Consider the following 23,552-nt stretch of genomic DNA (forward strand, 5'->3'; position numbering starts at 1 on the left):
AACAGGACATATTTGAATACATAGAGGTGTTTTACAACCGCCAAAGGCTTCATTCAGCCTTAGGCTACAAAACACCTATTGAATATGGAAAACTAACAAATGTTGCTTAACTTTATGTCAACTTTTTCGTATGAAGTCCATCATGGACTTAGTATAAAAAAGTGTCGGGTATGCTATTGGTTTGAGTATTCCACTTTCAATCATTTTACCTGCCTGGTAATTTAAAAAATTAACAGCCGAATTTTTTTTGGATTTTCCATTAGAAAAGAATGAAACAAATTTTGTCGAATAGCACTATTTTTTAAGACAACCTTTATTATTCAGTTTTTTTCAATTCCAATAATATCAGTGTTTATCGGCGTAAATCTGCGGCAGATGAAATAATAAGGAAAGACAAATAATTATATTTACCTGTTAAGTCAGGTTTTTTAATTATTCGGTTTCATTTTGCCACTATAATATGTAAACCTAAATTATAGACATAATTAAGTTTGTACCATACAAATAAATGAGCTATCCCTTTGTCACAAAAATCTTTTCATTCTCGGCGGCCCATAAATACGGGCACGAAGATTGGTCTGATGAAAAGAATGCAGAAGTATTCGGCCCAGATGCGGAATTGCACGGACACAATTACACTCTTGAAGTAACCGTTACGGGCGATATCAACCCAGAGACTGGATTTATTGTTGATCTTGCTCATCTGAAGGATGTTGTGAATGAAAAAATTGTAAAACGAATTGATCACACGCAGTTTGAAAAAACTATTAACTGGTTTAAAAATAAACAACCAAGTTCTGAGAATTTAGCTCAATATATTTGGCAGGAAATAGAACCACATATCAAGGGTTGCGCACTTCATCGAATAAGACTAAAAGAAACAAACACAATTTATACGGATTATTACGGTCCCGGAGAATGCTGTAAATGAACTTTAGATCCACCTTGTATTTAGTTTTGGCAGGAATATTTATCGCATCCCTTGTGAGCGCGAATTTGATATTTCAAAAATTTTTTACATGGACGCCATTTGGGCTTTATACATTTGAGATGTCTGTTGGTATTCTACCGTATCCCATCACATTTTTGTGTACAGACCTTATTTCAGAACTCTATGGAAAGAAAAAAGCTGATCAGGTTGTGATAGCAGGTTTCGCCGCGAGCCTATTTGTATTGTTGGTGGTTGGAATAGCGGATAGGGTACCCCAAACAGATTGGTCTCCGGTTGGATCAGATACTTTTCATTCAGTATTCGGATTATTTGGCCCGGCAGTATTTGCATCCATGGTAGCTTATTTATCGGCACAATTTATTGATATCCGGTTATTCCATTTTTGGAAAAAACTTACTAACGGAAAACATCTCTGGCTGCGGAATAATGGCTCTACAATATTTTCTCAACTTATTGATACATCTGCTGTCTTAGTATTGTTATGTGCTTCCGGGACTATTGAATGGTCTAAATTCTTAACACTTTTACAGGCCGGTTTTCTTTTTAAAGTATTGGTTGCATTAGCAGATACACCATTATTTTATCTAGGCGTTTATGCCTTAAAAGATAAAGTAAAGGAAGAAAAATTGTCATGAATAATATAGAAAAAACGATTAAAACTTTACTAACCGAAATTGGTGAAGACCCAAGTCGCGAGGGTCTTAAAAAAACGCCAAAAAGAGTTGCAAAATCATGGAATTATTTTTCCAGCGGATACCTCACTAATATAGACGAATTAGTAAATGATGCTATTTTTGATGAAGATTGCAGCGAAATGATAGTTGTACGGGATATTGAATTTTTCAGTATGTGTGAACATCATATGATTCCTTTTTTCGGACGCTGCCACGTGGGTTACATCCCGGATAAAAAGGTGATTGGGCTTTCCAAGATTCCACGTATCGTGAATGCTTTCGCGAGGCGGCTTCAAGTACAGGAAAGATTAACGGGGCAGATTGCTGAAACGATTGAGAAAATATTGAACCCTGTCGGGGTTGGTATTGTGATGGAAGGCAGACACTTGTGTATGCAGATGCGCGGTGTGGAAAAGCAGAATAGTTTTGCAACAACGTCTGCAATGCTGGGACAATTCCGGGAATCTTCTGAAACTAGATCAGAATTTATGAGTATCGTTGGAATGAGAACTTAGGATGAATTCTTTTGATGTTGCTGTACTTGGTGGTGGTCCTGGAGGTTATGTGGCTGCCATAAGATCTGCTCAGCTTGGGTTAAATACTGTCATTATAGAAAAAGCAAAATTGGGTGGCATTTGTCTTAACTGGGGCTGTATTCCAACAAAGACTCTGTTAAAAAATGCCGAAGCACTTCATATTGTGAAAACAAGCAAGAAATTCGGGATCAATATCCCGAAATATTCAGTGGATTTTCCCTCAACAATTAAACGCAGCAGAGATGTTGCAGACAGACTTTCAAAGGGTATTGCTTATTTAATAAAAAAAAATAAAATTACGCATTACGAAGGGACGGGAAAACTTATCACCCCTAAAATATTGGAAGTGGTTAAGGGAAAAAAGAAACAAAATATAACTGCAAAAAAGATTATTATTGCAACTGGCGGTCGACCGCAATCATTTCCGGGAATGAAATTGGATGGAAAAAGAATTATATCATCAAAAGAAGCCATGGTGTTGAATAAAATCCCTAAAAAATTAATTGTTATTGGATCTGGAGCGATTGGGGTTGAATTTGCTTATTTTTTCAATGAATATGGATCAGAAGTGCACTTAATAGAAATGCTCCCACGAATTCTTCCTGTTGAAGATGAAGCAGTATCAAAAGAGCTTGCGCGCAATTTTAAAAAATCGAAAATAAAAATATATACAGAAACAAAGGTTTCAAAAATTGACTCATTAAAATCCAAAGTGAAGGTTTACCTAGATAAAAAAGGGAAACAAAATATTTTGGAAGGTGATTTAGCATTGGTTGCGGTTGGTGTGACGGGAAATGTTGAGAATATCGGTCTTGATGATTTGGGTGTTAAGGTTAAGAAAGGTTCCATTGTAATCAATAAATTCAACCAAACAAATGTGGAAAATATTTATGCCATTGGCGATGTAACCGGTCCGCCATGGCTGGCTCATGTAGCATCGGCGCAAGGGCATGTTGCGGCAGAACATGCAGCTGGTCGAAAACCTGTACCAGTTGATTATACAAATATTCCCGGGTGCACCTATTGCCAACCACAAGTTGCTTCAATTGGACTGACAGAAGTGGAAGCCAAAGAAAAAAATTATGATGTGAAAGTTGGAAAGTTTGATTTCAAAGCCAGTGGAAAAGCGTTGGCGTCCGGACACACAGATGGTTTTGTTAAATTAATATTTGATGCAAAGTACGGTGAATTGTTAGGTGCTCATATTATTGGCTCAGAAGCAACAGAATTGATTGCCGAATTGGGAATGGCAAAAGCATTAGAATCAACTTGGGACGAATTAGCAACGACTACACATGCACATCCAACTTTGTCCGAAGCAGTCATGGAAGCTGCATTAGATGCGATGGGGCAGGGAGTGCATCAATGAGTATAAAAATACAAGACCTCGGCAAAATGGATTATAATTCCGCATGGAATCTGCAAAAAGCACTTCAGAAAAGGGTCATGGCCGGAAAAGGTGAAGACACGCTGCTGCTAGTTGAGCATGAGCCTGTTTATACCTTTGGGAAAAACGCCGATGAAAATCATTTGCTTGAGCATATGTCTCATGATGTGAAGGTTTTTCATATCGAGCGCGGCGGCGATATTACGTTTCATGGCCCCGGCCAACTTGTGGGATATCCCATTCTTGATTTGAATTTATATTGCAAAAGCATCACTTGGTATATGCGCAGTCTTGAAAGTGTTATAATTCAAACTTTGGAATCATTTGGAATTAAAGCCGATGTAAAAGAAGGGCTGACGGGTGTTTGGGTAAATGATGAAAAAATTGCAGCTTTGGGAGTTCGGATATCACGGTGGGTTACGATGCATGGGTTTTCATTAAATGTGAATACAGATCTTTCTTATTATGATGACATTATTCCCTGTGGAATTTTTGAATATGGTGTTACTTCGATCAATAAAGTGATGAATTGTTCCGTTGAAATTGAGGATGTTAAAGCAGTTATCATTAAAGAATTCAATCGGATTATCATCCCTAAGAAATGTTGGAATTAACCCATGCCTAAACTTCATGGTTTTCAGAAAAAAGAATTGCTATCCATATATGAAAAATTAGTATTAGCTCGTCAGTTGGATGATAAAATGTTAATTATGTTAAAGCAGGGAAAAAGCTTTTTCCATATCGGCTGTTCCGGTCATGAGGCGGCTCAAATGGCAGCCGCAAAAACCCTGCGCCCCGGCGAAGATTGGGCTTTTCCGTATTACAGAGATGGCGCATTTTGTCTTGGGCTAGGCATGACGGCACGGGAACAACTTTTATGCTTTCTTTCTAAGAAAGAAGATCCAAACTCAGGCGGTCGCCAGATGCCCCAGCATTATGGGCATAAAGATCTCAGAATTGTCAGCCAGTCTAGCGCAACTGGAACTCAATTCCTACAGGCTGTTGGGTGTGCTATGGGAATAAAAAAAGATAAAACGAAAGAAATTGTATATGTTTCATCCGGCGAAGGAACCACAAGTCAAGGCGATTTTCATGAAGCGCTCAATTGGGCTAGTCGGGAGAAATTACCCGTAATATTTCATATTGAAGACAATGAATACGCAATAAGTGTTCATATTTCTGAGCAGACTTCGGGAAGTTCCGTGTTTTCTATGGTATCGGGATATCAAAATCTTGCCCGATTTGATGTGAATGGATCAGATTTTTTCGAAACAAATCTTGCGTTTCAAAAAGCAACTGAACGGGCGAGAAAGGGGAAAGGCCCATCTGTAATTGTATCTCATGTCGTAAGGCTTTTACCACATTCTTCATCTGATGATCAGCGAAAATACAGAACAGAAAAGGATTTGAAGAAAGATAAAGAGAAAGATCCTATCATTGAATTTGAAAAGGAATGCATCAAAACGAAGGTGATATCTAAAAAAGAATTTTCCGTCATTCGTAAAAAAATTATTACAAAGGTTGATCGTGATGCGAAATGGGCCGATGCGCAAACATTCCCGGATGCATCGACTGCGTTAGACCATATTTATGCATCGGATAGAAAAATTGAAGAACATCCTTTTAAAGAGATCAATGAAAAAATTGTTTTGGTTGATGCAATCAATCATGCCCTATCTGAAGAATTAGAACAAAATGAAAAAATGGTGGTTTACGGGCAAGATATTGCCGACCCCAAAGGCGGAGTATTCACTGCAACACGTGGACTTTCAGATTCATTCGGAAAATCGAGAGTTTTCAATTCGCCGTTGGCTGAATCTTCTATCATTGGAACTGCGATCGGGCTGAGCCTTGCAGGATATAAACCTGTTGTGGAAATTCAATTTGGTGATTATATCTGGACGGCGATGATGCAAATCCGAAATGAGGTGGCAACAATGCGATACCGGTCTAACAATGCATGGAGTTGTCCGATGGTAATTCGTGTTCCCGTTGGCGGATATATCCATGGTGCTCTTTGCCATAGTCAGTCCATCGATGGTTTTTTTCTGCATTTGCCCGGTATTCGCATTGCATATCCATCAAATGCTGCAGATGCAAAAGGGTTGTTGAAAGCAGCTTGCAGAATGAATGATCCGGTTTTGTTTTTAGAGCATAAAGGGTTGTATCGTCAAGGGTATGCTGCAACGCCGGAACCGGATGACCATTTTTTGCTTCCATTTGGAAAAGCTCGGATCGTTGAACCAGGAAATGATTTGACAATTGTAACCTGGGGCGCGATGGTTCAGAAATCTATAGAAGCTGTGAAGGAATCGGATTTGGACGGCAGCGTTGAAATTATCGATCTTAGGACGTTGAATCCTTTGGATATGGATACTGTTGGTAAATCGCTAGAAAAAACATCCAAAGCAATGGTTGTTTACGAAGACACCTTAACGAATGGCCCCGGTGCAGAAATATCCGCAATCATAGCGGATAGGTTTTTTGAATTATTGGATGGTCCCGTTAAGCGAGTCGCATCCAAAGATTCTCCTATTCCTTACAACTGGTTTTTAGAAGAACAAGTTTTACCGCAAACTTCTGATATATCCACCGCAGTAAACGAATTGATGGAGTATTAATGATTGTAGATATTGTTATGCCGAAAATGGGGGAATCCATTACCGAGGGTACAATTATTGAGTGGAAAAAAAATCTCGGAGATCCAATTGCGCTTGATGAAATTTTATTGGAGATAGGAACAGATAAAGTTGATTCTGAAATCCCCTCAGCAATTGCAGGAACAGTGGTGGAACTGCTTGCGGAACCAAACGATGTTATAGAAGTGGGTGCTGTCATTGCGCGGATTAAAACTGATACTGAAGCTGATTCTGAAGATATTGAACTACCGATTGTGGAAGTTAAAAAATCTGAGGTGAAAAGAAAAAATGATCCTGAAAAACTCGATCGAAAACCGATTAATGTTGCACCTGATAGCAGCCATTCACTGGAAAAGAATGATGGTAGATTTTATACACCTGTCGTGCAAAAAATTGCACAAGAAAAAGGAATATCCAATGTTGATTTATCCGCGATTTCCGGTTCGGGGAAAAATGGTCGTGTAACTAAAAAAGATATCCTCTCGTACATTGAAAATAAAGGTATTTCTACTGCGTCACCGGATGTTATTGGCGAAAGGACTGAGATGGGGCACATGCGCAAACTCATCGCGGATCATATGCGAAAAAGTCTTGATACATCAGCACACGCCTATCTTATGTCAGAAGTTGATATGACTTCTATCGTTGAATTTGTAGCTAAACAAAATGAATCATTTGCTCGGCGTGAAGGATTTCCGCTCACCTATACACCTTTTATTGTGCTGGCAACGGTTCAGGCATTGATTGATTTTCCGGATATGAATAGTTCCCTGGAAGAAACAACTATTATTCGAAATAAGAATATCAATATCGGACTTGCTGTTGCTGTTGAGAAAGGGTTGATGGTTCCTGTCATTTCGCATTGTGAAGAATTGAATTTTTTAGGATTATGTAGAAAAATCCGAGATATCGCTGTTCGTACAAGAGATAAAAAAATCAATCCGAGTGAGCTTCAAGGTTCGACTTTTTCAATTACAAATTATGGCATTTTTGATGTGACGATGGGGACATCAATTATAAACCAGCCTAATGTTGGTATTCTTGGTGTAGGAACTATCAAAAAGCGTCCGGTTGTGTTGGAATCAACAACAGGTGATAGTATTGGAATTAGAAGTATAATGGGTTTGACTTTGGGAATTGATCATCGATTAATTGATGGCGCTGGAGGTGCAAGGTTTATTGAAACTGTGCAAAAAAATCTAAAATCAATGGAATTGGATAAACTGTTTTGATGGAATCATTTGTGCAAATTAAAGCCCAAAAACCAAAAATTCGCCTTCGATTTGGGGATGGTTATCAATTTGTAAAAGAAACTATAAATAATAATAAACTTACGACAGTATGCGAAGAAGCGCGTTGCCCAAACCTATTTGAATGTTGGGATCGTGGAACAGCAACCATAATGATTCTTGGAGATACATGCACACGAGCATGCGGATTTTGTTCGGTAAAAACCGGAAAACCAATTTGGAATGATTCGTTAGAACCGATTCGCACTGCAATTGCAGTCGGGCAAATGAAATTAAAACATGTGGTTATAACGTCAGTTGATAGAGATGATTTAAAGGGTGATTATGGATCAGAAATTTGGGCAGAGACGATTCGACAAATTCATGGTAGAGTACCGGAATGTACGGTAGAAGTATTGACGCCAGATTTTCAGAATTACAAACCTGCACTTCTAAAAATATTTGAAGCTGGCCCGGAAATTTTCAGTCATAACATTGAAACTGTGAAACGAATTAGCAAACGCGTTCGTGCACAGGCGAATTGGAAACGAAGTATGCGCGTCCTAAAACAATCAGTGGATTTTGGATTGGTAACCAAAACAGGAATCATGGTTGGATTGGGAGAAACAAAAGATGAAGTCATTGAAACCATGCGCGAAGTTTCTAATCTCGGAGTAACTGTTTTTACGATTGGACAATACCTTCAACCTACTCAAAACCATTTGCCTGTTATCCGTTATCTGGACGATTTAGAATTTAAAGAATACAAAGAGATTGGTATGAGTTTTGGGTTTCAGATTGTGGAATCCGGCGCATTGGTCCGAAGTTCTTACCACGCCGATGAGCAGGCTCGCTTTGCAAAATTAAAAGGATGGATAAATGAATAAAAACCTCGTTTATGGATTAACAATATTTGCTGGAATTATTCTAGCTTGGTTAACTGAAATTGATCAACAACGAGTTGATGAGTCTCAGAAAACCTCATCACCTCATTCTGAGGCACCCGCCAATTCAATTGGACGAATTATTCAAGTTGGGTCACTGGAATTATCGGTGCCAAAAGGTTGGTTGCAAGAAGAGCCAAAATCATCTATGCGCAGTGCTCAGTTTCGATTACCGCGTGTATCAGGAGATCATGAAGATGCAGAAGTTGTAGTCTTTAATAATATCGGAGGATCGGTTGATCAAAATATTAATAGATGGATAAATCAATTCACGCAAGCAGGTGAAAAATCCTCTGAAGGGCTAGAAAGTACCCGAGAATTTAATAGGAATGGTTTGGAAATTACTTTGGTGTATTTGGATGGGATTTATGCGAGCCGTGGCACGAGTATGACAGGGCCGGTGATAGAAAAACCGGGATTCAGCCTGTTAGCTGCCATCGCGATCACACCGGAAGGACCATACTATTTTAAAGCCATAGGACCCAAGAATACGATCCGAGAATGGTCAAACTCATTTGATACATTAATAGAAAGTTTTAAGTACTCAAAATGATAATTCTGCCTTATAGGGTGAGACTAAAGTTTTATCAACTAAATAGTTGCCAAATAGGCGTATATGTTTAATTGGTACAATAATTGAGAATGCATACATGATAATAAATTCAACCTATTTTACGGAGAAATTATGAACGAAGAATCGCGTCAATATCCAGTTATGCCATTGAGGAATACTGTTTTATTCCCCCAGCAAGTCATTCCGATCTACATTGGCCGGGATAAATCTTTAAAATTAATAGATGATTTACCTACTGATGCAAAATATATTGTTGTAGTTGCTCAGGAAGATGGTTCAATTGAAGAACCTAAGCCGGAAGATTTGTATGCGTTTGGAACCCTTGCTCAAGTGCTAAAAGTATTTGATATGCCTGACAACAGTAAGTCAGCAATTGTGCAAGGATTAGATCGTGTGAAAATTCTCTCATATCCAGAACATGATCCTTATTACAAAGCTGTGATCCAGACAGTCAATGACGAAGGAGAGGAAAAAGATATTGAACTGGATGCATTAATGACCAATCTCCGCACAGTTTTCGCTGAATTAATCCAAGTAGCGCCCTATTTGACTGAAGAACATTCCGGTATGCTATCAAATATTCAGAAACCCGCTCGGCTTGCAGATAAGTCAATCAGTTTGTTGAATATTGTAAACCATGAAAAACAAGAAGTCCTTGAAGAATTATCCGTTAAAAAAAGAGTTGAGAGGGCGATTGATATTCTTAATCGGGAAATGCAGAGAATTAGACTTGGAGAAGAAATCCAAAGTGAAGTTCAAGATGAAATATCCAAAACTCAGCGTGAATATTATTTGCGGGAACAATTAAAAGCGATAAAAAAGGAATTAGGTGAAGATGAGGGAGCAGCAGAATTTACCGAACTTGAAGAAAAAATTACTAAAGCAAAAATGTCCGAGGAAGCTGAAAAAGTTGCAAAAAAAGAACTCAATCGTTTGGAGGCAATTCCAACCCAATCTCCGGAATACACGGTGTCTCGTACGTATATTGAATGGCTTGTTGAATTACCATGGAGTGAATCGAGTAAGGACACGGTGAATATAGCCGATGCTGAAAAAATTCTTGATGATGATCATTATGGTTTAGAAAAAGTTAAAGAAAGAATTCTTGAATATTTGGCTGTCCGAGCTCTTAAAGAGGAAAAGGATCCGGGTAGTGGAATGCGCGGACCTATCCTATGTTTTGCGGGACCTCCAGGGGTTGGAAAAACGTCGCTGGGAAGATCCATCGCAAAATCAATGGGACGTGAGTTTGTTCGGCTTTCGCTTGGCGGTGTTCGCGACGAAGCTGAAATAAGAGGTCATAGGCGAACGTACATTGGCGCTTTGCCAGGTCGGATCATTCAATCCCTGAAAAAGGCCGGTACCAATAATCCCGTTTTTATGTTAGATGAAATAGATAAGCTTGGATCGGATTTCCGAGGGGATCCATCATCTGCACTGTTGGAAGTACTTGATCCGGAACAGAATTCAACATTTTCTGATCATTATTTAGATGTGAATTTTGATCTGAGTAAGGTTATGTTTATTTCAACCGCAAATTACCAAGACCCAATTCCTCCAGCTCTCAGAGACCGTATGGAAATTCTTGATTTTTCCGGATATATTGAGGATGAAAAAATTCATATTGCCAAGCGACATCTTATTCCCAAACAGGTCAAAGAGAACGCTCTCACTAAATCCGATGTTTCTTTTGATAAAAATGCAATCCGGGAACTCATCCGATCTTATACGAGGGAGGCAGGAGTTAGGAATCTTGAACGTGAAATTGCCAATGTGCTCCGGAAAGTGGCCCGTGACAAGTTGGAAAAATCAAATGGAAAAATCAAACTTAACAAAAATAAAATAAATGAATATTTAGGCGCACCCAGATTTTACTCAGATATTGCTGAGCGAACAACAAAACCGGGTGTTGTAACTGGGCTGGCTTGGACTGCTGCCGGTGGCGATATTCTTTTTATTGAGGCTAGTAAAATGAAGGGTAAGGGAAAACTCACTCTTACCGGACAGTTGGGTGATGTAATGAAAGAATCTGCCACTGCAGCTTTGACATACGTTCGATCACATACGGACATTATCGGGTTACCTGAAAATTTTAATGAAATAACCGATATTCACGTCCATGTTCCTGCGGGTGCCATTCCAAAGGATGGACCTTCTGCAGGTGTCGGAATGTTTACAGCGATGGTTTCTCTATTGACTGATAAACCTGTAGCTTCTAATGTTGCGATGACCGGTGAAATTACTCTACGAGGGAATGTTCTTCCCATTGGTGGGGTGAAAGAAAAAGTAACGGCTGCTCACCGATCGGGTATCAGGACCATTATTCTTCCGGATCATAATCGGAAGGATTTGGAAGAAATACCAAAACATATTTTAAAAGATTTAAAGATTCATTTTGCGAAAGAAATGATGGATGTGATTGATATTGCGCTTCCTGGCCTAAACGGAAAGAAGAAAAAGGAATCCGGTAAGAAAACGAATTCAAAAGCAAAAAAATCACGCTAATTTCGCAAGCGAATTTTTGGGCGCTTAGCTCAGTTGGTCAGAGCGCTGCCCTTACAAGGCAGAAGTCACAAGTTCGAGTCTTGTAGCGCCCACCATTACAATTTCGTACAACACCAGGATGAAATGGAACCAGTGTTGACATAAAACCAAAGATTGGAAGCTCGCGGTATAAATATTTGAGTTAAAAAATCCAACTTTATAAATGATATGGAATGAAATACTTAATACCAGTTTTAATCCTTGTAAATGAAACATTATTTGCGAGTGGCAATGCCCATGGTCTTTCTCCTCATTTGGATGGCGCTGATCTATCTATTATATGGGTAATTCCATTTGCTGGAATTTTATTATCCATAGCTGGGTTCCCATTAATAGCACCCCTGTTTTGGCACCATCATTTTGGAAAGGTGTCTGCTTTTTGGGCAATACTGCTTATTGTACCTTTTTTATGGGTTGAGGGATTCTCAATTACGCTCTATGAAATACTCCACGTGGGCCTATTGGAATACATTCCGTTTATTATTCTTTTATTGGCATTATTTACTATTTCCGGCGGTGTACAGTTAACCGGCTCACTGGTGGGAAAACCGATTATCAATACAGGCGTTATATTTTTAGGAACCGTATTGGCCAGTTGGATGGGAACCACCGGTGCTGCCATGCTATTGATTCGCCCTCTTATTCGTGCCAATAAAGACCGTAAAAATAAAGTGCATGTGATTGTATTCTTTATTTTTCTTGTGGCCAATATAGGGGGTTCGTTAACCCCATTGGGAGATCCGCCTTTATTTTTGGGCTTTCTCAAAGGTGTGGATTTTTTCTGGACTACATCAGCAATGTTTCCACCCATGGTCTTCATGGCAGTTTGTTTGTTGATTATCTTTTTTGGTTTGGATACCTATTTGTATAATAAAGAAGAAGTTAGTATCCCTGTTCCAGAAACTTCTGAAAAATTTGGAATAAAGGGCGGAGTAAATCTTTTTTTGCTTGTGGGTGTAATTGGTTCGGTGCTTTTGAGTGGATTTTGGCATCCTCATATTAGTTTTACAATTTATTATGTAGAAATTGAACTGCAAAATATCGCGCGAGACGTTTTACTCATACTTCTCACCATGGCGAGCTGGAAAATCACATCCCAAACAATTCGAGAAGCGAACGAATATACTTGGTTCCCTATCGTAGAAGTTGGCAAACTATTCGCTGGTATTTTCATTACAATTATCCCTGCAATTGCCATATTAAAAGCGGGTACAGGAGGCGCCCTTTCATCTGTGATTAATTCAGTATCCAACGAAACAGGTCCCATTAATTATATGTATTTTTGGGCCACGGGAATTCTATCAAGTTTTCTGGACAATGCACCAACTTATCTCGTTTTCTTCAATACAGCCGGGGGAAATGCATCTGAGCTCATGGGAGATTTAAGTCAAACATTATTGGCTATATCTGCCGGAGCTGTTTTTATGGGTGCCAATACATATATTGGAAATGCACCCAATTTTATGGTGAAATCAATTTCCGAATCATCAGGAATTGAAATGCCATCCTTTTTTGGATATTTATTCAAATGGTCATTACCAATTTTAATTCCTCTATTTATTTTAGTAAGTTATATATTCTTTTAACACGTAATCTCAGGACAGATTATTTTTCTGTTTTATTCAATTTAATTTAAGATAATACTGAAACAATCAATTCCTTGATTAAACCAAAAACCAACGAGCCCCACGATTAGGTGAGGCTCGGAGGTCGGCAAGTGAGGGAATAATTTCCCCTTACCTTACTTGGATTTTGTTGAATGTTCTTATGGAGTTTCGGAAAGTGTTAGAATTTCACCGGAGCTGTCTTCAACGGCAAAGTTGGATTCAGTCGATTCCGAATCTGGCTGCGAGGTAGTGTAAAGATCTTCAGCCTTATTGGTTGAATATTCATTTCCGTTCCAGAAAAATGTCTGTCCGGGACCAAGCCGATTGCGCGCATCCGCAAATGCATCTACAAAACTCGGAATACCTATCGGCTCGCTTACTACCGGAATTTCTACAATTTCCATTTCTTCGATTTCCTCTAAGGCAGGTGCGAGTTCAGCGATATTTACTAAACTGAATTCATCAGATTCCAATTTCATGCTTAGGGTGGACGCCGATTCTTCTATTGGTGTGTTCTGATAAACAATTGCACCAATAAGTATTGCAATCACTGCAAGGGTCAGACCTGTTGTAAGGGCTTTTTCTTTATCGATTTTATTCATTATGAGTTCCTTTCTCTTTAGTGTTACGATCGAATGTTTGTACGGAATCAAAAATGAAATTGTTCCAGTCAGCAATAATGGTCATGATTATCACTAATGGTGAAAAAGGACAGTGGTCGTAATACTCTTACAACACTCTGTAAAAAAGAAGAATATACCTTTTCTCGGTTTGAGACTGGTCCTTTTTATGTATATTCGCCGGCATTTTCCAGGGTGTTTCGATTCAAACGATCCTGATTGACAAAATAGCTAAGATAAATAAGAAAGACGAACATGGTCCCATCAAGAGGGAGTAGATTAAAAAACCGAGGATTTATTATACCGATCGGCGGTGCGGTGAGGAAACGAAAAAATCCAATTATATTGGAAAAATTTGTGGAATTGTGCGGTGGAAAAAAAGCAGTCATCCCAGTGATTGCCACCGCAACAAAGGAACCCGACGTTGGCGCGGAATACGTTCAATTGTTTTCGGAAATGGGGGCGAAAAAAGTTCCTTTTTTAGATATTCAGACTCGTGCAGATTGCCAAAAAGATGAAATTTTGTCTCAATTTAATGAAGCCACTGGAATTTTTATGACCGGTGGAAATCAGCTTCGGTTATCAACAATAATCGGCGGAACGCCGGTTGCCCAGCTTATCCGTAAAATGAATGCAGACGGTCTTCATTTTGCCGGCACATCTGCTGGTGCTGCAATTATTCCGGAGCACATGATTGCGGGCGGTCGCAGTGGAAGTACGCCGACTCCACGGAGCGTATCTTTGAGCCCGGGGTTGGGGCTAACCAATAGCGTAGTAATTGATCAACATTTTCGCCAGCGAAACCGTCTTGGGCGTTTGCTATCTGCTGTGGCATACAATCCCTTCTTAATTGGGATTGGAATTGATGAGGACACGGCAATTTTTATTGATTATAAAAACATATTTGAAGTTGCTGGTAGCGGCGCGGTAACAGTTGTGGATCCGAGTAATATTCAGCATTCATCCATGAGTACTGCGCGCAGAGGAGATGCAATAAATATTGTTGATGTGAAACTCCACATACTCGCAGATGGCGCCAAATACAATTTGCATTCAAAAGAGGCAATCATAACGATTTCGCCGGAAAAGAAGTAAAGAGGAAACAAATGAAAATTCTTGAAACAAATGTTTATGTAGGACCAAATGTTTACGCCCGGTTTCCCGTCATTCGGCATATTCTAGATTTGGGTGTTCTCGAGGACTGGCCCACTGCCAAACTGGGTAAAAAATTCATTGATGGATTGGTACATTATTTACCGGATCTCAAAAATCACGGATGTTCTTATCGCGAAGAAGGTGGATTTTTACGTAGGATGAAAGAAGATGAGGGAACGTGGCTTGGCCATGTGATGGAGCACGTTGCCATTGAATTGCAAAATGTTGCCGGATCTAAGGTAACCTTTGGCAAAACCCGTTCTTTGGAAGAAAAGGGACAGTATAACATGGTCTTCCAATATCTTCAGCGGGATGTTGGTTTAGAAGCCAGCCGGCTTGCGCAGACAGTTATACTAGACCTGCTTCCTGAAAAAGTAAAAAATCAGCTGGATGTTGTCCCGGGAAAATTTGATTTTGAAGAAGAAAGAGATATGTTCATTCGGTTTGCCCAAAAATTTGAGTTCGGACCGAGTACGGCATCTCTCGTAGATGCGGCGATAGCGCGAGAAATACCATGGCTCAGACTAAACCGATACAGCCTTGTTCAATTTGGGCACGGGAAATACCAGAAACGCATTCAAGCAACCATTACAAATCAGACGCGCCACATTTCTGTTGAAATTGCCAGCGATAAGGATGATACTAATTCTCTATTAAGCGATTTGGGCTTGCCGGTTCCGATTCAAAAATTGGTTTATACAGATAAGGAAGCGGTGCATCGTGCACGCAGAATTGGATATCCTGTCGTTTTGAAACCGCTCAATGCAAATCACGGCCGCGGTGTTTCTATAAACCTTACGGAAGATTCGCAAGTGGTAAAAGCGTTCAAAATTGCCAGAGAACGGGGATCTTCACGGGGCGTGCTGGTTGAAAGTTTTATCACTGGTTTTGATCATCGCATGCTTGTAGTGGATGGTAAACTGATTGCAGTTGCAAAGCGAGTACCGGGACGTGTTGTTGGAAATGGAAAACATACAATTCAAGAATTGCTGGATATCGTTAATGAAGATCCTCGGCGAGGTATAGGTCATGAAAAAGTTCTGACTCAAATTCAGATTGACCATCAAGCGGAGCGGCTGATGAAAGCTAAGGAATACACGTTGGATTCTGTCTTGAAAAAGGATGAAATACTGTATCTGAGATCCACTGCAAATTTGTCCACAGGCGGAACATCCATAGATATGACCGATCTTGTTCATCCCGATAATAAATCCATGGCAGAACGTGCTGTGAAAGCCATCGGCCTTGACGTTGGCGGAGTAGACTTTCTGACGGATGACATTACACAATCGCACAAAGTGGTTGGAGGTGCCATTGTAGAAGTGAATGCCGCACCGGGATTTCGGATGCATGTTGCGCCAAGTGAAGGCGAACCGAGGGATGTTGCCGGTCCCGTGATGGATATGCTGTTTCCGCAGGGAACACCATCCGTAATTCCAATTGCAGGAATCACGGGGACAAATGGAAAAACGACCACAACCCGTATGCTGGCGCACATCATGAAAACAGCAGGACATACAGTTGGGTTTACAACGACAGATGGTGTCTATATTGATGGACACCTGACGGTAAAAGGCGACATGACCGGCCCCAAAAGCGCGCAAATGGTGTTGAGAGATCCGGATGTAGATATGGCTGTTTTGGAGACAGCAAGAGGCGGCATATTAAGAAGCGGTCTCGGATATGAAAAAAGTGATGTAGCGGCTTGCCTGAATATTTCAGCGGACCATCTTGGTCTTCGCGGTGTAGAAACTCTTGACCAACTCGCGGAAGCCAAGCGCGTGGTAGTTGAAACTGCCACCGATACAGCCGTTCTGAATGCGGATGACGAATACTGTTTGAAGATGGCTGATTACACCAAAGCCGAGCATGTATGTTATGTTACCATGAATCCTGAACATGAATTGGTAAAACAACATATTCGCGCCGGAGGAAGGGCTGTAGTTCTTGAAAAGGGCATCAATGGTGAAATGATAACCTTTTATGATAAAGGTGCGCATATTCCGCTGTTATGGACTCATTTGATTCCGGCAACGCTTGAAGGAAAAGCGCTGCACAATGTCCAAAATGCAATGTTTGCGTCTGCGATGGCATATAGTTTAAATAAAACTCTGGAAGATATCAGCCACGGACTTAGAACATTTAACCAAACATTTTTCCAAGCACCTGGGAAAATGAATATATTTGATGAGCATCCTTTTAAAGTTATTTTGGACTATGCACATAATCCTGCAGCTGTTCGGGCAATTTCTTCCTTGGTCAGTAAATTGGAAGTAAACGGAAAACGAATTGCTGTTCTTTCAGCGCCGGGAGATCGGCGTGATGAAGATATTCGTAAAGTTGCGGAAATTGCTTCTGAGCATTTTGATGTTTTCATTTGTAAAGCAGACGATCACCGCCGTGGAAGAGACGACGACGAAGTGCCCAAAATCATGAAAAGCGCATTGCTGGGAAAAGGGATAAATAAAGAAAATATTCAAGTTATTCCAGATGAACAGGATGCCATAAATACTTCCCTAAAAATAGCAGAAGAAGATGATTGTGTCCTGATATTGGGAGATGAGATTACACGATCGTGGAAACAAATTATTCATTTTGAAAGCAAAACCAATATACCCGCTGAAAAATCTACCAGCTTCGAAACACCCGATACAGGTTTGGAAGAAACGCCGTTCACTATAGAAGAAGGTCAGAAATTAATTCAGGATGAACGTGGTGTCCGCTTGGCTAAAGAAGAATCTGACTAATAGATCTCAAAAATGGAAATCCTGAACACCCGGCGAATAACAGGTCCGAGTTTGTTTACAGAACTTCCGGGCGCTATACTTGAAGTAGATGTTCCTACCGCACGACAAGATGAAGCTGTGCAGGTTTGGGAAACAAACGTTAGGCGATACTTGAATGCTGTTGGATGGAAAAACGCCACGACTTTGCATCGGAAATATGAAAATGGCATTTCTCTTTATTTTACAGCACCTATTGATGCGCTCTATGCGGCGTGTGAGGTTAATGAGGCTGCGTGGCACCTAACTGTATCCGATATGAACGACACACCATCAGGTTCTTTCGGCGATGATGTAGCACGATTAAAAAATGAAATTACCGCAGAATTGAATCCGTCTATACTAGCGCTTAAAGAAGCTGCTCAAACTAACAGCGTTCGCTTTCTGCAAGCCGATGAAATGGTATCGGTAGGGACTGGCACTGGATCGCAAACCTTTGACGTTGATAAAATACCGGATCCATCCGAGTTGGATTGGGAAAAAATCCATGATGTACCCGTTATTTTGATTACCGGAACAAACGGAAAATCAACAACTGTCAGGCTGTTGGAGTCTATTCTATCCGAAGCAGGATTAACACCCGGGGCATCATCTACGGATGGAATCAGAGTGAACAAGAAAACTATTGAAGCAGACGATTATTCCGGTCCGGAAGGCGCACGAGCGACTTTGAGAAATGAAAACATTTCATCGGCAGTGTTAGAAATCGCACGCGGAGGAATCTTAAGGCGTGGAATGCCGGTGGAAGATGTGCAGGCAGCAATCGTAACAAACGTTGCTGAAGATCATTTTGGAGAATGGGGGGTAAACTCTTTACCCGAAATGGTTGAGACTAAATTTGTAGTCCGAAAGGCGTTGAAAAACGACGGCCTGTTGATTTTGAATGCCGATGATCAGGGATGTGTAGATTTTGGAAAAAATGTTTCTGAAACTGTTTGCTGGTTCAGTCTTGATCCGCAAAATCCTATGGTGAATCGCCATAAAAAATGCGGAGGGCGAAGCGCCTATTTGGACAGAGGTCAAATCATATATGCGAATGGTACTGAAGAAGAAACCATCGGGCACGTAAACGACTTTCCCATCGCAATGAATGGACTGTCTCGGCACAATATTTTAAACTGCCTCGGCGCGATTCTTTTAGCGAAATCTTTGAAGATTAAGAAATCTGTTATTTTCAATGCTCTTTCAACTTTTGGAACATCCTACCAAGATAATCCTGCGAGAGGAAATATTTTTAAAAAGGATGGCTCTACAATCGTCGTTGATTTCGCTCATAATCCGCATGGACTTAGCGCCATTATAGATATGGTATCACAGATGGAAGGCAAAAGGAAACTCATCCTTTTGGGTCAGGCTGGAGACCGCAGCAACGAAGATATTGGTGACCTCGTCGATGTTGCTCTTGGATTGAATCCTCACCATGTAGTGGTGTGTGAAATTCCTAAATACATACGCGGTAGGGAAGAGGGTGAAATACCCAATCTGATAAAGTCTTATTTCATGGATCAGGGCATTCAGGAATCTTCCATTATAATTGAAAAAAGTATTTATACCGGGGTGTTGTCAGCGTTGAAATGGATGGAACCCGGTGATTTACTATTACTTTTGGCATTGGATCAAAAAGAAGAATGTATTGAGGCGATTCAGAATTTCTGCGAAGCTTGATTTACTTAAAGTAATTGTGGAATTGATTTATTCAATTGATGAAATGATGCCTAAATTCTTAGTATGATTCACCCCATAAAAATAGGTCTTTTCGGATTCGGTCGTATCGGTCGAAATATATTTCGCCAAGGATTTAAAAATCCTGCATTCAGATTTATGGCGATCAGTGATCTCGGTGATGTGGAAGCCATGCATTATTTATTGATGCGGGATTCAATTCATGGAGCAATGGAGGATGACATTCAGCTTGATGGTCAGTCGCTCAATTATAATGGAAACAAAACAAGATTATTAACTGGCGGATCTCCGGGATCAATTCCGTGGGATGCTTATGATATTGATTTGGTAATTGATTCAACCGGATCGTTTCGTTTAAGAGAAGAATTACAACCGCATATAGATGCCGGATCAAAACGCGTACTTGTTTCTAAACCGCCAACAGATGAAATTGACAGAATTGTGATTAAAGGTATTAATCATGATAAAATTCATACTTCAGATAAAATAATTTCAACCACATCCGCTACAACTCAGGTTTTGGCCCTCATGTTAAAAATTCTTGATAGTTCTTTTGGAATTGAAAGGGCAATGATGACGACGGTTCATGCATATACATCAGATCAACCTTTGGCAGATGCGGTTAAATCTGATCTGCGCCGAAGCAGATCGGCGGTTGAGAATATTATTCCGAATGAAACATGGGCGCCACATTATGTACAGAAAATCATGCCTGAATTCAAGGATAAAGTAGATGGAATCGCAATGAATGTTCCTGTGGCTAATGGTTCCTGTGTTGATTTAACAACTGAGATGAAATCTATGCCATCCATTGATGAAGTCAATGATGCTTTTTTATCGGCGAGTGTAAATAATTTCAAAGATATTATAGGATTTACTAATGATCCTGTAGTTTCCAGTGATGTAATCGGAAGCGGAGAAACAATGGTTTTTGACAGTCAGGCTACCATGATAGCATCCAATCATTTACTCAAAACAGTAGCATGGTTTGATAATGGCTGGGGGTTTGCCAAACGTATCCTTGAATTAGCAGAAGCCTACCATCAATTGGATAACGCATCATGAAAATTGCAATTAACGGATTTGGCAGGATTGGACGTTCAGTGTTACGAATCCTCAATAATCAGGATGATATTTCCGTCGTAGCAATCAATGATTTATCCGATCCTAAAGCATTGACTTATCTTCTGAAGTACGACACGGTTATGGGTCGCTTAAAAGATGAAGTTTCTTTAGAAGGGGATATACTTAAAACCAGTAGGCATAATATAAAAATGCTCGCAGAACCAAACCCGGAGGATGCACCTTGGGATAATCTTGGCGTGGATATTGTTGTAGAAGCGACAGGTGTATTTCGTACCAAAGAAAAACTAGAATCCCATATAAAAGCCGGCGCGAAAAAAGTTGTCTTGACTGTGCCTGCAAAAGACGATATTGATTTCATGGTTGTCATTGGAGTGAATGACAATGAACTTGGACCTGGGCATCACATTGTTTCAAATGCAAGTTGCACAACAAATTGTCTCGCACCGCTAGCGAAAATTCTCAATGATTCATTTGTAATTGAATATGGTGTTATCAATACGGTGCACGCTTACACCAATGATCAGCGGCTTGCGGATGTCCCACACACGGATTGGCGTCGCAGCAGAGCGGCAGCTGAAAATATCATTCCGACTACAACAGGCGCCGCACGTGCTGTTGGTAAAGTGTTGCCGGAATTAAAAGGAAAACTAGACGGGATTGCCATGCGTGTCCCGGTTCCCGATGGTTCAGTTGTAGATGCTGTGTTTAGATTGAGAGACGACGTGACAACGGACAAGATTAATGATGCTGTGTATGAAGCATCGGAAACAGATTCTTTAAAATCAATTATCGAATACTCTACACTGCCGGTAGTTTCGACAGATATAATCGGCAATCCGCATTCTTCAATTTTCGATGCGCCATTTACAAAAGTAGTCGGGGGTAATTTGGTAAAAACTTTGAACTGGTATGACAATGAATGGGGATATTCAAACAGGGTTGTGGATTTATTGCGGTTACTGCAGAAATTTATTTAGAATAAAACTGAATTATAGAGATCTCGCAATTGTCGCGAAGGACTCAAAGCTAATAGGATTAAGTAAACACATTTTTTAAACTGAATAATTTCTTGGTAATCTTAGAGGCAAAAAAATAATGCTACTTTTTCAATTCAATTAAATCGCGGTATAGTTCCAGAGATTCAGGGTTTACCAAAGCATCCTTATTTTTGACTTTTTCCCCGTGAATTATTTTCCGCACTGCAATTTCCACTTTCTTTAGATTAATTGTATAAGGAATATCGGCTATAGATAGAATTTTGGCTGGTACATGTCGCGGTGAGCAGTTCTTCCTGATTGTAGAATTAATGGTTTTTATCAATTCTTTAGTCAGCGATTTATTTTCGTTCAATTTTACGAATAAAATAATCCGCTGATCGTCGTTCCAGTCCTGGCCGATGACAAGACTGTCCTCGATTTCAGGAAGGTTTTCAACTACTCGATAAATTTCCGCTGTTCCGATTCTCACCCCACCCGGATTTAAAGTGGCATCACTTCGTCCATAAATTGTTACACCGCCGTGTTCATTGATTTCAATATAATCGCCATGATGCCAAATGTTTGGATAGGTATCAAAATAGGCGTTAGAATATTTTGATCCATCTTCATCATTCCAAAAATAGATCGGCATGGAAGGGAAAGCCGCTGTACAAACAAGCTCACCTTTTTCTGATTGGATTGCGTTTCCGCCTTCATTAAAGGATTCTACTTTCATACCCAAACCCCGGCACTGCAGTTCACCGCGATAAACCGGTAGTGTGGGATTTCCCAAGGCAAAGCAGGAAATAATATCTGTTCCTCCTGAAATGGACGACAACTGAACGTCTTTTTTAACCTCTCGATAAACATAATCAAAATTTTCTTCTATCAACGGTGAACCGGTGGATAAAATAGTTCGAAGTTTCTTTAGATCATAATTTTTAAAGGGAACTTCTCCTGCGGATTCGCTAGCGTCAATGAATTTTGCGCTGGTTCCAAAGATCGAAATTCGAAGTTCTTCGGCTAACCTCCACATTGCACTAGAGTCAGGATAGAAGGGCGATCCATCGTACAATACAACTGTTGCTCCTACTGCAAGAGACGACACGAGCCAATTCCACATCATCCAGCCGGTGGTAGTAAAATAAAAAATAGTGTCATTTCGTGACAAGTTTGTATGCAACTGCAATTCTTTTAAGTGCTGGATTAATGTTCCGCCGGCGCCATGAACGATACTTTTCGGTAACCCCGTGGTGCCGGACGAATACATGATATACAAAGGATGATCAAAAGGAAACTGTTCAAATTCCATTGTACCTTCGCCTTCAGTTGAAATAAAATCATCATATAAAATGCCAGTAGGAATAGATGATATATCAGGATCTTTTTCAGAATAGGGAACGACTATTACTTTTTCCACACTTGGAAGTTTTTTCAAAATAATTGATAATTTATCTAGTGAATCGAAAGTTTTCCCATTGTAGAAATATCCATTTGCGGAAAATAGAATTTTTGGCTCAATTTGTGAGAATCGATCCAACACACCCTTAATTCCAAAGTCCGGTGAAGAGGAAGACCAAATGGCGCCGATGGAAGCTGTGGCAAGCATCGCAATCACTGCTTCGGGCACATTGGGTATGAATCCGACCACTCGATCACCTTTTTTCACGCCAGTCTTTTTTAGGGCTGCCGCTAGTTTACTTACCTTCTTAAAAAGTTCTGCATATGTTATTTTTCGTACAGGTTGCCCTTCGCCTTTGAAACAGATGGCTATATTATTATCCCGAAATCGCAAAAGATTTTCGGCATAATTAAGTTGTGCACCTGAAAACCATTTCGCACCGGGCATTTTACCAGGGTCATCAACTATTTCTGTCGCTGATGTGGAATGAATTATATTAAAGTGTTTCCAGGCAGCGTTCCAAAATGTCGAAACATGTTGAACCGACCAAGCATATAAATCAGAATAATCAGTCAAATCAAGATTATGATCCGAATTTATGATTTGTCGGAATTTATCCATTTGCGAATCATTAATCTGCTTGTCGGTGGGCTCCCAGAGTATTTTTGCCATAGAAAAAATTAGATGAAAAACATGGAATCTGCACCTACAAAGTTGATTTATATTATTCGATATAAACAATTCAGTTTAAATTCCAGCT

The 23,552-nt window shown here is 40.0% G+C and carries 19 protein-coding genes and 1 tRNA gene; 18 read left to right on the forward strand and 2 right to left on the reverse strand.

From position 1 onward, the window contains the following. From HOD97_00750 to HOD97_00810, 13 genes are all read left to right on the forward strand, one after another. Nucleotides 1-110, forward strand: a 110-nt coding sequence (locus tag HOD97_00750; protein ID MBT4280138.1) for an IS3 family transposase, incomplete at its 5' end; no start/stop codon positions are given. A 398-nt stretch (nucleotides 111-508) separates the two neighbouring features. Continuing rightward, a complete protein-coding gene (locus HOD97_00755; GenBank protein ID MBT4280139.1) occupies nucleotides 509-931 on the forward strand; it encodes a 6-carboxytetrahydropterin synthase in 423 nt (140 codons plus the stop codon). Next, nucleotides 928-1,587: a queuosine precursor transporter gene (locus HOD97_00760; protein ID MBT4280140.1), complete on the forward strand. Its 660-nt coding sequence runs from the start codon at nucleotides 928-930 to the stop codon at nucleotides 1,585-1,587. The genes HOD97_00755 and HOD97_00760 overlap by 4 nt, the downstream gene beginning before the upstream one ends. After that, nucleotides 1,584-2,141 carry a GTP cyclohydrolase I FolE gene (folE, locus tag HOD97_00765; GenBank protein MBT4280141.1) on the forward strand — a complete coding sequence of 186 codons (558 nt, stop codon included), beginning with the start codon at nucleotides 1,584-1,586 and terminating at the stop codon, nucleotides 2,139-2,141. Before HOD97_00760 ends, folE begins: the two co-directional genes overlap by 4 nt. A gap of 1 nt (nucleotide 2,142) precedes the next feature. After that, nucleotides 2,143-3,531, forward strand: coding sequence for a dihydrolipoyl dehydrogenase (gene lpdA / locus HOD97_00770; GenBank protein ID MBT4280142.1), 1,389 nt, complete (start codon nucleotides 2,143-2,145; stop codon nucleotides 3,529-3,531). Continuing rightward, on the forward strand, nucleotides 3,528-4,163 hold the full coding sequence (gene lipB, locus HOD97_00775) for a lipoyl(octanoyl) transferase LipB (GenBank protein ID MBT4280143.1): 636 nt from the start codon (nucleotides 3,528-3,530) through the stop codon (nucleotides 4,161-4,163). Before lpdA ends, lipB begins: the two co-directional genes overlap by 4 nt. A 3-nt stretch (nucleotides 4,164-4,166) precedes the next feature. Beyond that, nucleotides 4,167-6,170, forward strand: coding sequence for a tungsten formylmethanofuran dehydrogenase (locus HOD97_00780; GenBank protein ID MBT4280144.1), 2,004 nt, complete (start codon nucleotides 4,167-4,169; stop codon nucleotides 6,168-6,170). Then, nucleotides 6,170-7,420: a 2-oxo acid dehydrogenase subunit E2 gene (locus HOD97_00785; GenBank protein ID MBT4280145.1), complete on the forward strand. Its 1,251-nt coding sequence runs from the start codon at nucleotides 6,170-6,172 to the stop codon at nucleotides 7,418-7,420. Before HOD97_00780 ends, HOD97_00785 begins: the two co-directional genes overlap by 1 nt. Then, a complete protein-coding gene (gene lipA / locus HOD97_00790; protein ID MBT4280146.1) occupies nucleotides 7,420-8,304 on the forward strand; it encodes a lipoyl synthase in 885 nt (294 codons plus the stop codon). Before HOD97_00785 ends, lipA begins: the two co-directional genes overlap by 1 nt. Continuing rightward, nucleotides 8,297-8,914, forward strand: coding sequence for a hypothetical protein (locus HOD97_00795; protein MBT4280147.1), 618 nt, complete (start codon nucleotides 8,297-8,299; stop codon nucleotides 8,912-8,914). Before lipA ends, HOD97_00795 begins: the two co-directional genes overlap by 8 nt. 132 nt (nucleotides 8,915-9,046) lie before the next feature. After that, the gene (gene lon, locus HOD97_00800) at nucleotides 9,047-11,440 is read left to right on the forward strand and encodes an endopeptidase La (GenBank protein ID MBT4280148.1); all 2,394 of its coding nucleotides are present in this window, start codon (nucleotides 9,047-9,049) and stop codon (nucleotides 11,438-11,440) included. Between the two features lie 18 nt (nucleotides 11,441-11,458). After that, a tRNA-Val gene (locus HOD97_00805) sits at nucleotides 11,459-11,535 on the forward strand. Between the two features lie 117 nt (nucleotides 11,536-11,652). After that, complete coding sequence (locus HOD97_00810) at nucleotides 11,653-13,065, forward strand: sodium:proton antiporter (protein ID MBT4280149.1); 1,413 nt, start codon at nucleotides 11,653-11,655, stop codon at nucleotides 13,063-13,065. A gap of 179 nt (nucleotides 13,066-13,244) precedes the next feature. Here HOD97_00810 and HOD97_00815 read toward each other — a convergent pair whose 3' ends face one another. Continuing rightward, nucleotides 13,245-13,688: a hypothetical protein gene (locus HOD97_00815; GenBank protein ID MBT4280150.1), complete on the reverse strand. Its 444-nt coding sequence runs from the start codon at nucleotides 13,686-13,688 to the stop codon at nucleotides 13,245-13,247. Nucleotides 13,689-13,961: 273 nt separating this feature from the next. Between HOD97_00815 and HOD97_00820 the strand changes: the two genes are divergently transcribed. The 5 genes from HOD97_00820 (at nucleotide 13,962) to gap (ending at nucleotide 21,390) form a co-directional block, all read left to right on the forward strand. Next, entirely contained in the window at nucleotides 13,962-14,801 is an 840-nt protein-coding gene (locus HOD97_00820) for a cyanophycinase (GenBank protein MBT4280151.1), read from the forward strand. Nucleotides 14,802-14,812: 11 nt separating this feature from the next. Then, nucleotides 14,813-17,608 carry a cyanophycin synthetase gene (cphA, locus tag HOD97_00825; GenBank protein ID MBT4280152.1) on the forward strand — a complete coding sequence of 932 codons (2,796 nt, stop codon included), beginning with the start codon at nucleotides 14,813-14,815 and terminating at the stop codon, nucleotides 17,606-17,608. A gap of 51 nt (nucleotides 17,609-17,659) precedes the next feature. Beyond that, nucleotides 17,660-19,309 carry a Mur ligase gene (locus HOD97_00830; GenBank protein MBT4280153.1) on the forward strand — a complete coding sequence of 550 codons (1,650 nt, stop codon included), beginning with the start codon at nucleotides 17,660-17,662 and terminating at the stop codon, nucleotides 19,307-19,309. Nucleotides 19,310-19,372: 63 nt separating this feature from the next. Beyond that, the gene (locus tag HOD97_00835) at nucleotides 19,373-20,392 is read left to right on the forward strand and encodes a type I glyceraldehyde-3-phosphate dehydrogenase (GenBank protein MBT4280154.1); all 1,020 of its coding nucleotides are present in this window, start codon (nucleotides 19,373-19,375) and stop codon (nucleotides 20,390-20,392) included. Beyond that, the gene (gap, locus tag HOD97_00840) at nucleotides 20,389-21,390 is read left to right on the forward strand and encodes a type I glyceraldehyde-3-phosphate dehydrogenase (protein ID MBT4280155.1); all 1,002 of its coding nucleotides are present in this window, start codon (nucleotides 20,389-20,391) and stop codon (nucleotides 21,388-21,390) included. The genes HOD97_00835 and gap overlap by 4 nt, the downstream gene beginning before the upstream one ends. A gap of 121 nt (nucleotides 21,391-21,511) precedes the next feature. Here the strand turns inward: gap and HOD97_00845 are convergent, their stop codons facing one another. After that, nucleotides 21,512-23,464, reverse strand: coding sequence for an acetoacetate--CoA ligase (locus HOD97_00845; GenBank protein ID MBT4280156.1), 1,953 nt, complete (start codon nucleotides 23,462-23,464; stop codon nucleotides 21,512-21,514). Between the last annotated feature and the right edge of the window lie 88 nt (nucleotides 23,465-23,552).

This window comes from Candidatus Neomarinimicrobiota bacterium (assembly GCA_018651745.1).
In the GTDB taxonomy this organism is placed as follows: domain Bacteria; phylum Fidelibacterota; class Marinisomatia; order Marinisomatales; family TCS55; genus JAAZYX01.

Coding starts and splice junctions, on each gene's coding strand:
- HOD97_00755 (MBT4280139.1), top strand. CDS start 509: ATGAGCTATCCCTTTGTCACAAAAATCTTTTCATTCTCGGCGGCCCAT.
- lpdA (MBT4280142.1), top strand. CDS start 2,143: ATGAATTCTTTTGATGTTGCTGTACTTGGTGGTGGTCCTGGAGGTTAT.
- cphA (MBT4280152.1), top strand. CDS start 14,813: ATGAAAATTCTTGAAACAAATGTTTATGTAGGACCAAATGTTTACGCC.
- HOD97_00815 (MBT4280150.1), bottom strand. CDS start 13,688: ATGAATAAAATCGATAAAGAAAAAGCCCTTACAACAGGTCTGACCCTT.
- lipB (MBT4280143.1), top strand. CDS start 3,528: ATGAGTATAAAAATACAAGACCTCGGCAAAATGGATTATAATTCCGCA.
- HOD97_00760 (MBT4280140.1), top strand. CDS start 928: ATGAACTTTAGATCCACCTTGTATTTAGTTTTGGCAGGAATATTTATC.
- lon (MBT4280148.1), top strand. CDS start 9,047: ATGAACGAAGAATCGCGTCAATATCCAGTTATGCCATTGAGGAATACT.
- folE (MBT4280141.1), top strand. CDS start 1,584: ATGAATAATATAGAAAAAACGATTAAAACTTTACTAACCGAAATTGGT.
- gap (MBT4280155.1), top strand. CDS start 20,389: ATGAAAATTGCAATTAACGGATTTGGCAGGATTGGACGTTCAGTGTTA.
- HOD97_00795 (MBT4280147.1), top strand. CDS start 8,297: ATGAATAAAAACCTCGTTTATGGATTAACAATATTTGCTGGAATTATT.
- HOD97_00845 (MBT4280156.1), bottom strand. CDS start 23,464: ATGGCAAAAATACTCTGGGAGCCCACCGACAAGCAGATTAATGATTCG.
- HOD97_00820 (MBT4280151.1), top strand. CDS start 13,962: ATGGTCCCATCAAGAGGGAGTAGATTAAAAAACCGAGGATTTATTATA.
- HOD97_00785 (MBT4280145.1), top strand. CDS start 6,170: ATGATTGTAGATATTGTTATGCCGAAAATGGGGGAATCCATTACCGAG.
- HOD97_00780 (MBT4280144.1), top strand. CDS start 4,167: ATGCCTAAACTTCATGGTTTTCAGAAAAAAGAATTGCTATCCATATAT.
- HOD97_00835 (MBT4280154.1), top strand. CDS start 19,373: ATGATTCACCCCATAAAAATAGGTCTTTTCGGATTCGGTCGTATCGGT.
- lipA (MBT4280146.1), top strand. CDS start 7,420: ATGGAATCATTTGTGCAAATTAAAGCCCAAAAACCAAAAATTCGCCTT.
- HOD97_00810 (MBT4280149.1), top strand. CDS start 11,653: ATGAAATACTTAATACCAGTTTTAATCCTTGTAAATGAAACATTATTT.